The organism is Kitasatospora sp. NPDC057223 (genome assembly GCF_042669755.1).
Taxonomy (GTDB): Bacteria; Actinomycetota; Actinomycetes; order Streptomycetales; family Streptomycetaceae; genus Kitasatospora.
This window is the reverse complement of record NZ_JBHUWW010000018.1, coordinates 1-12,041: the sequence shown is the minus strand read 5'-3', so window position 1 is coordinate 12,041 and position 12,041 is coordinate 1. Positions and strand designations below refer to the sequence as shown.

Below are 12,041 nucleotides of genomic sequence, written 5' to 3'. Positions count from 1 at the left end.
CGTCGGCCCGCCCACCCCGGGCGGCGCCCCGGGCCGACCCGGCCCAGATCCACCGGAATGCACCCGGCGCGTCCTATTCTGCGCCCATGCCCCGTCGAAAACTGAGCGTCAAGGCTGCCGACTCCGCCCGGATCAACGCGGAGCTGGCCGAGCTCCGCACCCGCCTGGAGATCCGCGTCGAATGGCCCGACGAGGTGCTCGCCGAGGCGGAGGAAGCGGCCGGCGCACCCCGCCTGCCCGAGTACGACGCCACCGAGCTGCCGCTGTTCACCATCGACCCTCCCGGCTCCCGCGACCTCGACCAGGCCATGCACATCGCCCACCGCCCCGACGGCTACCGGGTGCACTACGCGATCGCCGACGTGGCCGCGTTCGTCCGCCCCGGCGGCGCGATCGACACCGAGGCCCGGCGCCGCGTGCAGACGCTGTACTTCCCCGACCGGCGCGTCCCGCTGCATCCCGCCCGCCTCTCCGAGGACGCCGCCAGCCTGCTCCCCGGCGAGATCCGCCCCGCCCTGCTCTGGCAGATCGACCTCGACGCCGACGGCGCCGTCGCCCTCGCCGACCTGCGCCGCGCCCGGGTGCGCTCCCGCCGCCGCCTCGACTACACGGGCGTCCAGCAGGCCGTGGACTCCGGCGCCGACGAACAGCTCGCCCTGCTCGCCACCGTCGGCCGGCTGCGCGAGCAGCAGGAACAGGCCCGGGGCGGGATCAGCCTGCCCGTCCCCGAGCAGGAGATCGAGGCGCTGTCCGACGCGACGGGCGACCACGGCTACCGCCTCGCCTACCGCGCCCAACTCCCCGCCGAGGGCTGGAACGCCCAGATCTCGCTGCTCACCGGCATGGCCGCCGCCGACCTGATGCTCGACGCGGGCGTCGGACTGCTCCGCACCCTGCCCGCCGCACCCGGCTCCGCCTACGAGCGGCTGCGCCGCGTCGCCCGTGCCCTGCGGGTGCCCTGGCCGGACGGCACCCCCTATCCCGAACTGATCCGGTCGCTGAACCCGGACGACCCGCTGGACGCCGCCTTCCTCAACGAGTGCACCGGCCTGCTGCGCGGCGCCGGCTACCACGCCTTCGACGAGGCCCAGGGGCTGCCCGCCCCCGCCGATCCCGGCCACGCCGCCATCGCCGCCCCGTACGCGCACTGCACCGCGCCGCTGCGCCGCCTCGCCGACCGGTTCGCGCAGGAGGTCTGCGTGGCGGTCGCCGGGGGAGAGGACGTCCCGGCCTGGGTGCGCGAGGCCCTGCCGGAGGTGCCCGCGCTGATGGCGGGCGGGGACCGCCGGTCGGCCGGGGTGGAGCGGGCCTGCGTCGACCTGGTGGAGGCCGAGCTGCTGCACGGCCGCGAGGGCGAGGACTTCGATGCGGTGGTGATCGACGTCGACGAGCGGAAGCCGGACAACGGCACCGTCCAGCTGCGCGAGCCCGCCGTCCGGGCCAGGTGCGACGGGGACGGTTCGGCGGAGCTGCCGCTCGGCGCGCTGGTCAAGGTACGGCTGACGGTGGCGGACCCGGCCACCCGTACGGTCCGCTTCGCCCCCGCGTAGCGGCCGGGCCGGTGCGATGATCGGCATGTGCTCGAACAAACCGCCCCGCCGGGCCGCCGCCACAGGCTGCTGATCCTCGGGATCTGCTGCCTCAGCCTGTTCATCGTCGGCCTGGACAACACGGTGGTGAACATCGCGCTGCCGGCCATCCAGCAGGACCTGGACGCGCCGGCCTCCGGCCTCCAGTGGATCATCGACGCCTACACCCTGGTGCTCGCCTCGCTGCTGATGCTCTTCGGCTCCGTCGCCGACCGCATCGGCCGGCGCCGGGTCTTCCAGACCGGGCTGCTGCTCTTCGTCCTCGGCTCGCTGCTGTGCAGCCTCGCGCCGAGCCTGGAGTGGCTGGTCGCCTTCCGCGCCCTGCAGGCGGTCGGCGGGGCGATGCTCAACCCCGTCGCGATGTCGATCATCACCAACACCTTCACCGAACCGCGCGAACGCGCCCAGGCCATCGGCATCTGGGGCGGCGTGGTCGGCATCAGCATGGCGCTCGGCCCGCTGCTCGGCGGCTTCCTGGTGGACAGCGCCGGCTGGCCCTCGATCTTCCTGATCAACGTCCCGGTCGGCCTGCTCGCCTGCCTCCTGACGGCCCGGTACGTGCCCGAGTCGCGCGCCCCGAGGCCGCGCCGGCTCGACCCGGTCGGGCAGCTGCTGATGGTCCTGCTGCTCGGCGCCGGCACCGCCGCGATCATCGAGGGCCCCGAGCACGGCTGGACCTCGCCGCTCATCCTCACCCTCGCCGCCGTCGCCCTGACCGCCCTGGCGGCGTTCCCGCTCTGGGAGCGCCGCGTCCCCGAACCCCTGATCGACCTGCGGTTCTTCCGCAGCATCCCGTTCACCGGAGCCACCGTCACCGCCGTCTGCGCGTTCGCCGCACTCGGCGGCTTCCTCTTCCTCAACACCCTCTACCTGCAGAACGTCCGCCACTACAGCCCGGTCGAAGCCGGCCTCTGGACGCTCCCGATGGCCGGCATGATGCTGGTCTGCGCCCCGCTCTCCGGACGCATCGTCGGCCACCGCGGCCCGCGCGGCCCCCTCGTCGCGGCCGGCCTCGGCCTCGCCACCAGCGGCCTCCTGCTCACCCGGCTCACCGCCGACTCCCCGGCCGCCCTGCTGCTCGTCGCGTACGCCCTGTTCGGCTTCGGCTTCGGCATGGTCAACGCGCCGATCACCAACGCGGCGGTCTCCGGCATGCCGCGGGCCCAGGCCGGCGTCGCCGCCGCCGTCGCCTCCACCAGCCGGCAGATCGGCCAGTCCCTCGGTGTCGCCGTCATCGGCACCGTCGTCACCTCGGCCGTCGTCGGCCCGATGGCCACCGGCTTCACCTCCGCCAGCCGGGCCGGCTGGTGGATCGTCTTCGGCCTGGGCCTTGCCATCCTGCTGCTCGGCCTCGTCACCACCACCGCCCGGGCCACCCGCAGCGCCGCCGCCGTGGCCGCGGACTTCACCCCGCACCACATCCCCGCCCCGGCCGGGGTACGGGAGGCACCACCCGAGCGGCTACGATGACCACTACGGCGGACGAGCCGGCCGGGCGGTCGCGTCGGGCCCTTCACGGGGCTCGCCGAGGAACGTCCGGGCTCCACAGAGCAGGGTGGTGGGTAACGCCCACCCGGGGTGACCCGCGGGACAGTGCCACAGAAAACAGACCGCCTGCGGCTCCGGCCGCAGGTAAGGGTGAAACGGTGGTGTAAGAGACCACCAGCGACCGAGGTGACTCGGCCGGCTAGGTAAACCCCACTCGGAGCAAGGTCAAGATCGGTGCCCCCGGGCACCGTGCGCGGATGATCGAGGGCTGCTCGCCCGAGTCCGCGGGTAGACCGCACGAGGCTGTCGGCAACGGCAGCCCTAGATGGATGACCGCCTCCCCGGGCCGCGCAAGCACCCCGGGAGACAAAACCCGGCGTACAGGCCGCCTCGTCCGTCGCCCTCCCGGTGTCCGCACCGGGAGGGCTTTTTCATGCGGGGGCGCGGAGCGGTTGACCGAGCAGGTGATTAGCTGCCATATTACTTTCATGCCCCAGGGACCCGATCATGACTCCGCCCGGCCGACACCGGATCAGGTTGCGCGTCAGATCCGGCACTACGGGCTGACCGCCGATCCGCAGGCCGTTCTGGTCGCGGTCCGGCTGATGGCCGCCGGGGCCCGGCTCGGGCAGGCGGGCGAAGTGCACTTCGGCAGGTTCGGCCTCTCCACCGGCCGCTACCGGCTGCTGGCCGATCTTGAGGACTGCGGCGGCGAGAAGTCGCCCTCGCAGCTGGCGGCCGGGCTCGGCGTGTCGCGGGCGACGGTCACCGGTCTGGTGGACGGGCTGGAGCGGGAGGGCCTGGTGGCTCGCCGCTCCTCCAGGGAGGACGGCCGGGGGACTGTCGTGGTGTTGACGGCGCGCGGCGCGCAGCGGCTGCGGGAGATGGCGCCGGAGCACTTCCAGCGACTGGAGGCGATGGTCGGTGGGCTCACCGAGGCCGAGCGCGGAACGTTCCTGGAGCTGCTGGAGCGGATCGTGCAGGGTGTCGGCGCCCTGCTGGAGGAATAGGGGCGGGCGGCGACGCTGCCCTCCGCCGCCGGCCGGAGGGCTTTTTTCGGCCCATGTAGTTAGGCAGCTAATCAAACGTTCTCGGGAGGATCGCATGACCAATGTGGACCAGGTGAACGAACGGGTGGGCGAGCGGCCGGGCGGACGGAGCGGCGCTCCGCCGCCGTTCCTGCTCCGGCGCGAGGTCGCGGCGGCCTACCTCGCGCCCGCGGTGACGGCGGGTGCGGGCGCGCTCGTCGGAGGGAACACCGAACTGCTGTGGGCGGCCGGAACCTCGATAGCCGGAACCTCGGCGGTGGTCGCCCTGCTGGCCGGCGGCTGGCTGCAGTGCTTCGGCCGCCGCCGCTCGTCCGGGCCGGCCCGTCGGGCCGCACTGTCACTGGCCGGAGCTGCCCTCGCGGCCGCTCTCGCCCTCGCCTGCGCCTTGGCGGCCCAGCGGTGGCTGCCCGGATGGACCGGGCTGTCCCAGGGGCCGTGGCTCGACCGCCTCTCCCTGGACCTGCCGCTCTCCGCGGCGCTCGCCACCACCATCGTCGGCTGGCGCTGGCGCGGCCGCTTCACCACCCGACCCCTGAAGGGAAACCGATGATCATCGTCATGGGAGCCACCGGAGCAACCGGCGGCGCACTGGTGCGCAGCCTGGCCGACAGGGCGGTGCCCTGTCGGGCCCTCGGCCGCGACCGGCAGCGACTGCGCGCCCGCCTCGGCGCCGCAGCCGGCCCACTGGTCGAGGCCCACGTCGCGGACGCGGCCGACCCCGCTTCGCTGCGGGCCGCGTTCAGCGGCGGCCGGCAGCTGTTCCTCACCATGGAGAACGGCCCGCGGCAGGTCGAGTTCGAGCTGAGCGCCATCGATGCCGCCCTGGACAGCGGGATCGAACACATCGTCAAGATCTCCTCCCCGGCCGCCGAACCGGACTCCCCGGTCGCGATAGCCCGCGGCCACCACGCCGTCGAGACCCGGCTGCGTGCGGCCGGTGTCACCGCCACCGTCCTGCGGCCCTACGCGTTCATGCAGAACCTCCTGCTGCTCGGGCCGGGTGTGGCCCACGGCGGCCTGGTGGTGGGAGCGATGGGCCGGGCGCCGTGCAACTACGTCGACTGCCGGGACATCGGCGAGGTGGCGGCCACCGTCCTCACCCGGCCCGGCCTGGCCGGCGGCACGTACAGCCTGACCGGCGCCGAGACCTGCTCCTTCGGCCGGCTCGCCGAGCTGCTGGGCCGGCTGCGGGGGCGGCCTGTCCGCCACCTGGACCTGCCGCCCGAGCAGTTGCGCGCCCAGCTGGGCGCGGAGGGCGGACTGCCGGGTTGGCTGGCGGACCACGTGGTGGAGATCCAGCAGCTCGCGATCACCCGGCCGGAGACGCCGACCGACACGGTCGCCCGGCTGCTGGGGCGTGCCCCGCGCGGGCTGGAGGCGTTTCTGACGGAGCACATCGACGTCTTCCGCTGAGAGCGGTGACGGCCCCTGACCCGGGGCCGGGTACCGGGGCCGGCTTCCACGTCCCTCCGATCGCGATGGGACCTTGCGTTCCGGGATGCCGGCCGTCGATGGGATCCAGGGCAGTCCGGCTGCCGGGCTCAGCCGTTGACGTCCCAGACGCCGCCCCCGGCGGTGGCGCCGCGCAGGCCGTCCAGGATGCCGGGGCCGGTCAGGGTGGCGATGCGGGGGTCGGCGAGGGAGGCGAAGGCGAAGGTGCGGGCCGGGTCCCAGTCGGTGCTGTGCCTCAGCCGGCGGGCGAGTTGGGCCCAGCCGGGGCCGGCCGCGGCGATGACCCAGGCGTCCGGGGTCTCGGCGGTGAGCCGTCGGGCCGGTCGCAGCCAGGAGGCGGCCTGCTCGGGCCAGTCGACGACGGCGAGGATGCAGGCGCCCTCGACGGTCTGCCAGGCCTCGGTGAAGGCGGTGGCGGCGGCGCGGGACGCCTCGTCACGGCTGTGGCCGACGGCGACCGTCCGGATGCCGGCCGGCTGGGCGGTCAACAGGGCGAGCAGGGCGGCGAGTTCGGCTTCGGTGTGCGGTGCGGGTGCGGGCGGATCGCCGGGGGCCGGCGTGCCGGCGGGGCGGAGCAGCGGGGAGCGGGGGTGCATCGGGTGGCCTCCGGCCGTGTGCTTCCACCGCCGGTACGGCCCGGGCAGGCAGACGGCGCAGGGCCGGTAGCCGGCGGCGACGGCGGTGGGTTCGTCGGGGAAGAAGACGCGGTGGCGGGTGTAGCCGCCGGCGGCGATGGCGCGCCGGGCGGAGGGGCAGTCCAGGCGCCCGTACAGGCGGCCGGGCCGGTGGCCGCCCAGGGTGCCCGGGACGGGGCTGGGGTACGGGCGGTTGTCCGGGCCGGTCAGGGTGTAGGTGCGCGGGGTCGCGGTCACGGGGCGGCTCGGTCAGGCGTCGTGGAAGACCAGGCCGAGGGCGTGCCGGCGGCCGGAGCGTACGGTGCTGACCCCGTGCCGGACGGGCCCGGCCGACCAGCCGCGGGCGGAGCGGATCGGCCGGTCGCGGGTGGTGAAGACCAGGCCGTGGCCTTGGGGCAGCACGGTCGTGGTGCCGCGGGACTGGGCACGCGGGCGCTGCTCGACGAGCAGGAACTCGCCGCCGGTGTAGTCGGTGCCGTGCTCGTCGAGGCCGATGACGACCTGCAAGGGGAAGACCATCTCGCCGAAGATGTCGCGGTGCAGCGCGTTCCAGTCGCCCTCCTCGTAGCGCAGCAGGATCTGCGAGCACTTCACCTGGCCGGCCTCGTGGCAGAGGGCGAGCCACTCGTCCAGGCTGTCCGGCCAGGGCGCGGGGCGGCCGAGCCGTGCTGCCCAGTCGCGGGCGACGGTCAGCAGGTGCGGGTAGAGCGCCCGGCGCAGGGCCCGGACGGGCTCGGGCAGCGGTTCGGCGAAGTACCGGTACTGACCGGAGCCGAAGCGGTGGCGCGCCATGTCCACGGTGGTGCGGAACCGCTCCGGCCGGTCGTAGAGCGCGGTGAGTTCGCGGCACTCCTGGGGGGTGAGCAGTTGCGGGGTGAGTGCGCAGCCGTGGGCGTCGAGTTCGGCGGCGACGGCCGGCCAGTCGGCGCCGTCCACGGAGCGGCCGTGCTGCGTTTCGGTGGGTCCGGTGATCACGGAGGTGACGTCCTTAGGGGGAGGGCGCGGCGGTCAGGCAGTCCGGGTGGCGCCTTCGTGGTCGAGCAGGTGCCGCTTGGCGGCGGGGCCGCCGGCGTAGCCGCTCAGCGATCCGTCGGCGCCGATCACCCGGTGGCAGGGCCGGACGATCAGCAGCGGATTGGCGCCGATCGCGGTGCCGACCGCGCGTACCGCCTTCGGCGATCCGGCCTGGGCGGCGATCCGGCCGTAGGTGGTGGTCGTGCCGTGCGGGATGGCGTCGAGGGCGGCCCAGACCCGGCGCTGGAAGTCGGTGCCGCGGGAGGTGTACTCGACGTCGAAGCCGGTGGCCCGGCCGGTGAAGTAGGCCTGGAGCTGGGCGGCGATCTCGGTGAACGCCTCGGGGGCGTGCCGCCAGTCGTCCTGGATCACCGCGCCGCCCTTCTGGCCGGGGGTGGAGAGGCTGGCGAGGGCGGTGCCGCCGGCGGCGGTGGGGGACTCCTCGCCGGTCAGCAGCAGCTCGCCGAGCGGGCTGGGAATCGTCGTGTAGAGGGTCATGGCGCGGTCCTGTTCTCGGGGCGTGTCAGGCGTTCGGCATCCGGGTGCGCCGGTTTCCGCCATGGACCACCCTGCCTGCTGCGGGCAGCCGCGTCCGGCGGAAATCGGACGTCGCGTTTCCGCGCCCGAACGCCTGCTGGAAGCACGCGTGCCCGTACCTGACGCCCGGTCACAGTGAGCCCACCGCTCGGTCGTCCGGCACGCTGCGCCCGCTCGGAGTGCCTGGTCCGCCGGGCCCGGTTCGCGTTCTGGGCTCCGCCTGTCGTCGCTATCTGTAGTCAATCGATATGACCTAGCAGCAGTGTCTTCATGAGTCGAATGATCGACTACGACATAGGCGGTCAACACCCTTCATATTCGCCCCACTGTGCCGTACCTTCGAGGTGTTGGTCACAAGACGGTAATTTGTTCGTCCATTTGTTGAATGAAGGCAAGCGGAAGGCAGAAGGAGGGTTCCATGGTCACGAGCGTCGACGTTGCCGCCCCTGGCAGCAGCATGACTGCGGAAATATCCGGCCGGACGGTGGGCCGGATGTGGATCCGCACCTACCGGGTGGACGCCAACGGGCAGCCGCTCGGCGCCCCGAGTGCCGCTGCCGAGTTCGCCCCCGTGGACCCCGCTCCGCTGGCCAGTGGTTCCTGGCCGCCCTGCGCCTGCCCCAGGCATCTCACGCAGTAGGCCACCAGCACCGGGTGGGCAGGCCAGGCCACCGGCTCCGGCTCCGGCTCCGACTTTCGGGCGAACGGCTGGAGCTGCTCGTCGAGCGGCGCCCCGGTGAGCAGGTCGGCCGGTACGGACATCGTGTGGACGCCGATGCCCGGGACCAGCCGCCGGTGTGTTCTGCCCGGTGCCGAACGGCCGGCCGGACGGGAGGATGGGCCGCGCAGCGGTCCTCCCCGTCGACTTCATCCGCGCACCCCCGCGCGTGTCACCCCGAAAAAGCAGCAGGCCCGGAGGACGAATCCTCCGGGCCTGCTGTGCTACTGAGTAGCGGGGACAGGATTTGAACCTGCGACCTCTGGGTTATGAGCCCAGCGAGCTACCGAGCTGCTCCACCCCGCGTCGGTAAACCCAACAGTACGGCAGATTTCCGGCCCGCTCGACCACTTTTGCTCCCGGGGCCGCCGATGCCCTTGAGGTTCGAGGTCGACGCCGTCGAAATCGCCCATGCAGAGGTGCGTACGCAAGCGCTCGGCATGGGCAGGAATCACGCAGAATCGAGCACGCCACTCCGACGTGCGCCTCGCCCATGGGGGCCTCGCCCTGCCGTGTACTGGTTCGGGCAATGGTCCGGCGCCGGTCGGACCGCCTCTGAGCCATGAGCACGGCTTGCACATTTATGCTCGAACAGGCTATCAATCATGCAAGAAGAAGCATTCAGCTATGCCTCCGAGCCGTCGCACCCGTGCAGGAGACCCATGTCGCTCGCAGCCAGTCACGAGATCGTCGTCGCCGCCGCCCGGGAGGGTACGGGCGCCGGGGCGTTCAACGTCATCCAGCTCGAACACGTCCAGGCCGTGGTGGCGGGCGCCGAGCGGGCCGGCCGGCCGGTCATCCTGCAGATCAGCGAGAACGCCGTGCGCTACCACGGCGCCCTGGGCCCGATCGGCCTGGCGGCACTGGCCGCCGCCCGCGCGGCGAGCGTCCCGGTGGCCGTCCATCTGGACCACGCGGAGTCGGCCGAGCTGGTGGCGGAGGCCGTGGAACTGGGCTTCACCTCGGTGATGTTCGACGGCGCTCGCCTGCCCTACGCCGAGAACGTGGCGGCGACGGTGGCGGCCGTGGCCCTGTGCCGCCGCCACGGCGTCTTCGTGGAGGCCGAGTTGGGCGAGATCGGCGGCAAGGACGGGGCCCACGCGCCCGGCGTCCGCACCGACCCGGCCGAGGCGTACGCCTTCGCGACCGCGACCGGCGTGGACGCGCTCGCCGTCGCCGTCGGCAGCTCGCACGCGATGCGCACCCGCGACGCCGTCCTCGACTTCGCGCTGATCACCAGGCTCCGCGAGGCCGTACCGGTACCGCTCGTCCTGCACGGCTCCTCGGGTGTCGGCGACGACGACCTCGTCCGGGCCGTCCGGGCCGGAATCACCAAGGTCAACATCGGCACCCAGCTGAACCGGGTGTTCACCCGCGAGCTCCGGGCCGGCCTGGCCGCCGGGCCCGAACTCGTCGACCCTCGTACGTACTTCGGTCCGGCTCGCGAGTCCGTCGCCGCCGAGGTGGCCCGGCTGCTGCGGGTGCTGGCGGCAGGGAGCAGCCGGTAGGCTCTGGGGCCCGTTCGGCCGCGCAGGCCGCGCAGGCCGCGACGGCCGCGACGGCCGCAGGCGCGGAGCCGATGCTGGGAGCACGGCCGGATGCGCAACCGGTGCACGTGACCCGGCAGCGGGCCGGTGCCGCTCTCGACAGGCGAGGTCCCATGGCGAAGATCAAGTGGCCCGGCGATGCGGTGAGCGGCGCGGACCTGGCCGATCCGATCGCCGGGCTCCTGCAGAGACTGCACCTGTTGGGCGACGACGAGCCGACCGACGGGGGCCTGCTCAGGACGCCCTACAGCGTCCAGGTGCTGAAGTCGGGTGCGCTGGCGGTCACCAAGGTCTGGACGGGGCTGACCGCCGCCGGGGGCGCCGCCGTCGTCGGTACCGCCTGGGCCGACTTCGACGGGCAGGGCACCGAGGTGAAGACCGCCATCGTGGCCGGTACGGCGCTGCTGGTGGCGGTCGTGGCCCTGGCGATCGCGGTCATCGTGAAGGCGGACGTCAACGGCCGGGTGGTGGCCACGGTGAGCCGGGTCGAGGCGGGCACCGCGATCGCCAGGGACTTCCTGGACAAGGCCGCGGGGTTCCAGAGGACCGGGCCCGGCCCGGCCGGTGCAGGCCTGCCCGCCGCCGAGCTGGAGCTGCTGCTCGCGTTCGCGGCCCACCCCGAGACGCTCCGTGTCGCCACGGCGACCAAGGATCTCCAGGGGGTGAACGTCCTGTGGAGCGAGGGCGGCAAGCTGAGGATGACGCTGGCGGACCACGAGTCGATCGCCGTCAGTGCGGTGACCCGGTACACGACCGAGCCCCCGCCGCACCGCCCGCCCGGCCGCTAGCCGGAACGCGTGGCGGATGCGCCGGTGGGCCGTGCGCCACGCTGTCCGGACGGTGGACGGCTTCGCTCGTGCGGCCGCTCCCGCCGTCACCGACCAGGGCAACCGACTGCCGGGCCGAGGGGGCGGCGCAGGTCGCCGCGCCGCCCCCGGTGGACCGCACCGGGTCAGGACGGGTGGGCGCCGACCGCGTCGCGGATCTGCTCGCCGAGGCCGCCGTTGACGCGGGCGCAGTTGGCGCAGCAGAAGAAGCGTCCGGAGACCTCCACCCCGTGGCCGACGATCCTCACCTGGCACTGCTCGCAGCGCGGCGCCAGCTTCTCCGTCGCGCACTCGAAACTGTCGAAGGTGTAGGTGTCGCCGGTGATCGTCTTCACCTCGAAGGACAGCCAGTAGTCGTTCCTGCAGACGTCGCAGACCGCCATGGGGTCGGTCTCCCTTCCTGTGGGGGCTGACCGGCCGGGGCGGCGCTCAGCGCTTCCCAGTCTCCGAGCGGCGTGCGGGCGCGGCCATCGGCGCTCAGCCGTCCGGGGAGGCGCGGCCGCCCGGGTGCCGCCCGTCAGGCCCGGCCGGCGGCCAGGTCCTCCAGCGCCCGCACGGCGCGGTCGGCGTCGTCGGCGGTGACGAAGAGGTGGTCGTGGTGGAAGCCGGCCACCACGTTGCAGCTGATCCCGGCCTCGGCGAGGCGCCCGGACACGGCGGCGGTGAGGCCGACCGCCTCCAGGGCGGAGTGGATCCGCAGGGTGATCCAGGCGGCCACGTACTCGTACCGCAGGCCGAGCTCGTCGGCCTCCTCCTGGGCGACCACCGCGGTGACGCCCTCGGGCTCGGCGACCGTCACCACCGGCCGCATGCCCGCGGGCACCTTCCCGGGGAGCGTGCAGTACACGTACCGGCCCGGGTTGAGCACGGGGTGCATTCCGCTGAGCAGCTTCGCGAGATCTCTTTCACCGGCCATGGCGGCCACCGTAGCCGCCGTCGGCCCGGCCGGGGGTGATCGACGTGCGGGTGACTGCGGACGCCGGAAGCGGTCAGGCCGACGGTGCCGCCGCGACGCCTACGGGGCGGCGTACGCCGACTCGGTGTCGGAGCACGCCGCCCCGGGGCGGGACGAGCTGGGGCATGGAGTTATTTCGGGTCGCGGTCGAATGCGGCTTTGGACCAGCGGTAGCCGAGGGTGGCGAGGGTGAGGCACCAGAGGATGGTGATCCATCCGTTGTTGCCGAT

At 73.5% G+C, this 12,041-nt stretch carries 13 protein-coding genes, 1 tRNA gene and 1 other RNA gene; 8 read left to right on the top strand and 7 right to left on the bottom strand.

All coding sequences use genetic code 11. The features are described 5' to 3' along the window. Positions 1-86: 86 nt before the first annotated feature. The 6 genes from ACFUK0_RS09885 to ACFUK0_RS09860 all read left to right on the top strand — a co-directional run bounded on the left by ACFUK0_RS09885 (position 87) and on the right by ACFUK0_RS09860 (position 5,539). Positions 87-1,550, top strand: coding sequence for an RNB domain-containing ribonuclease (locus ACFUK0_RS09885; protein ID WP_380248060.1), 1,464 nt, complete (start codon positions 87-89; stop codon positions 1,548-1,550). Between the two features lie 27 nt (positions 1,551-1,577). Next, complete coding sequence (locus ACFUK0_RS09880) at positions 1,578-3,059, top strand: MFS transporter (protein ID WP_380248058.1); 1,482 nt, start codon at positions 1,578-1,580, stop codon at positions 3,057-3,059. Between the two features lie 13 nt (positions 3,060-3,072). Then, positions 3,073-3,474, top strand: an RNA gene (gene rnpB, locus ACFUK0_RS09875) — RNase P RNA component class A. Between the two features lie 91 nt (positions 3,475-3,565). Further along, the gene (locus ACFUK0_RS09870; protein ID WP_380248056.1) at positions 3,566-4,087 is read left to right on the top strand and encodes a MarR family winged helix-turn-helix transcriptional regulator; all 522 of its coding nucleotides are present in this window, start codon (positions 3,566-3,568) and stop codon (positions 4,085-4,087) included. Positions 4,088-4,181: 94 nt separating this feature from the next. Further along, positions 4,182-4,676: a hypothetical protein gene (locus tag ACFUK0_RS09865; RefSeq protein ID WP_380248054.1), complete on the top strand. Its 495-nt coding sequence runs from the start codon at positions 4,182-4,184 to the stop codon at positions 4,674-4,676. A gap of 8 nt (positions 4,677-4,684) precedes the next feature. Beyond that, the gene (locus ACFUK0_RS09860; RefSeq protein ID WP_380248052.1) at positions 4,685-5,539 is read left to right on the top strand and encodes an NmrA family NAD(P)-binding protein; all 855 of its coding nucleotides are present in this window, start codon (positions 4,685-4,687) and stop codon (positions 5,537-5,539) included. 128 nt (positions 5,540-5,667) lie between these two features. Here ACFUK0_RS09860 and ACFUK0_RS09855 read toward each other — a convergent pair whose 3' ends face one another. From ACFUK0_RS09855 to ACFUK0_RS09835, 5 genes are all read right to left on the bottom strand, one after another. Continuing rightward, positions 5,668-6,450: a hypothetical protein gene (locus ACFUK0_RS09855; RefSeq protein ID WP_380248050.1), complete on the bottom strand. Its 783-nt coding sequence runs from the start codon at positions 6,448-6,450 to the stop codon at positions 5,668-5,670. A gap of 12 nt (positions 6,451-6,462) precedes the next feature. Next, the gene (locus ACFUK0_RS09850) at positions 6,463-7,188 is read right to left on the bottom strand and encodes a 2OG-Fe(II) oxygenase (protein ID WP_380248048.1); all 726 of its coding nucleotides are present in this window, start codon (positions 7,186-7,188) and stop codon (positions 6,463-6,465) included. Positions 7,189-7,221: 33 nt separating this feature from the next. After that, positions 7,222-7,725, bottom strand: a complete 504-nt coding sequence (locus ACFUK0_RS09845) for a methylated-DNA--[protein]-cysteine S-methyltransferase (protein WP_380248046.1) — start codon at positions 7,723-7,725, stop codon at positions 7,222-7,224. 546 nt (positions 7,726-8,271) lie between these two features. Next, on the bottom strand, positions 8,272-8,526 hold the full coding sequence (locus ACFUK0_RS09840; RefSeq protein WP_380248044.1) for a hypothetical protein: 255 nt from the start codon (positions 8,524-8,526) through the stop codon (positions 8,272-8,274). A 188-nt stretch (positions 8,527-8,714) separates the two neighbouring features. Continuing rightward, positions 8,715-8,788, bottom strand: a tRNA-Met gene (locus ACFUK0_RS09835). Between the two features lie 356 nt (positions 8,789-9,144). On the opposite strand from ACFUK0_RS09835, the gene ACFUK0_RS09830 reads away from it, so the two are divergent. Continuing rightward, positions 9,145-9,990, top strand: a complete 846-nt coding sequence (locus ACFUK0_RS09830; protein ID WP_380248042.1) for a ketose-bisphosphate aldolase — start codon at positions 9,145-9,147, stop codon at positions 9,988-9,990. A 152-nt stretch (positions 9,991-10,142) separates the two neighbouring features. Continuing rightward, a complete protein-coding gene (locus ACFUK0_RS09825) occupies positions 10,143-10,817 on the top strand; it encodes a hypothetical protein (protein ID WP_380248040.1) in 675 nt (224 codons plus the stop codon). A gap of 164 nt (positions 10,818-10,981) precedes the next feature. Here ACFUK0_RS09825 and ACFUK0_RS09820 read toward each other — a convergent pair whose 3' ends face one another. Next, complete coding sequence (locus tag ACFUK0_RS09820) at positions 10,982-11,239, bottom strand: Prokaryotic metallothionein (RefSeq protein ID WP_380248038.1); 258 nt, start codon at positions 11,237-11,239, stop codon at positions 10,982-10,984. Positions 11,240-11,373: 134 nt separating this feature from the next. After that, a complete protein-coding gene (locus tag ACFUK0_RS09815) occupies positions 11,374-11,772 on the bottom strand; it encodes an ACT domain-containing protein (RefSeq protein WP_380248036.1) in 399 nt (132 codons plus the stop codon). Positions 11,773-12,041 lie beyond the last annotated feature (269 nt).

Excerpts from the sequence above, each read along its gene's own strand:
- ACFUK0_RS09865 (WP_380248054.1), top strand. The coding sequence starts at position 4,182 with ATGACCAATGTGGACCAGGTGAACGAACGGGTGGGCGAGCGGCCGGGC.
- ACFUK0_RS09820 (WP_380248038.1), bottom strand. The coding sequence starts at position 11,239 with ATGGCGGTCTGCGACGTCTGCAGGAACGACTACTGGCTGTCCTTCGAG.
- ACFUK0_RS09885 (WP_380248060.1), top strand. The coding sequence starts at position 87 with ATGCCCCGTCGAAAACTGAGCGTCAAGGCTGCCGACTCCGCCCGGATC.
- ACFUK0_RS09870 (WP_380248056.1), top strand. The coding sequence starts at position 3,566 with ATGCCCCAGGGACCCGATCATGACTCCGCCCGGCCGACACCGGATCAG.
- ACFUK0_RS09840 (WP_380248044.1), bottom strand. The coding sequence starts at position 8,526 with ATGTCCGTACCGGCCGACCTGCTCACCGGGGCGCCGCTCGACGAGCAG.
- ACFUK0_RS09815 (WP_380248036.1), bottom strand. The coding sequence starts at position 11,772 with ATGGCCGGTGAAAGAGATCTCGCGAAGCTGCTCAGCGGAATGCACCCC.
- ACFUK0_RS09845 (WP_380248046.1), bottom strand. The coding sequence starts at position 7,725 with ATGACCCTCTACACGACGATTCCCAGCCCGCTCGGCGAGCTGCTGCTG.
- ACFUK0_RS09860 (WP_380248052.1), top strand. The coding sequence starts at position 4,685 with ATGGGAGCCACCGGAGCAACCGGCGGCGCACTGGTGCGCAGCCTGGCC.
- ACFUK0_RS09830 (WP_380248042.1), top strand. The coding sequence starts at position 9,145 with ATGTCGCTCGCAGCCAGTCACGAGATCGTCGTCGCCGCCGCCCGGGAG.
- ACFUK0_RS09825 (WP_380248040.1), top strand. The coding sequence starts at position 10,143 with ATGGCGAAGATCAAGTGGCCCGGCGATGCGGTGAGCGGCGCGGACCTG.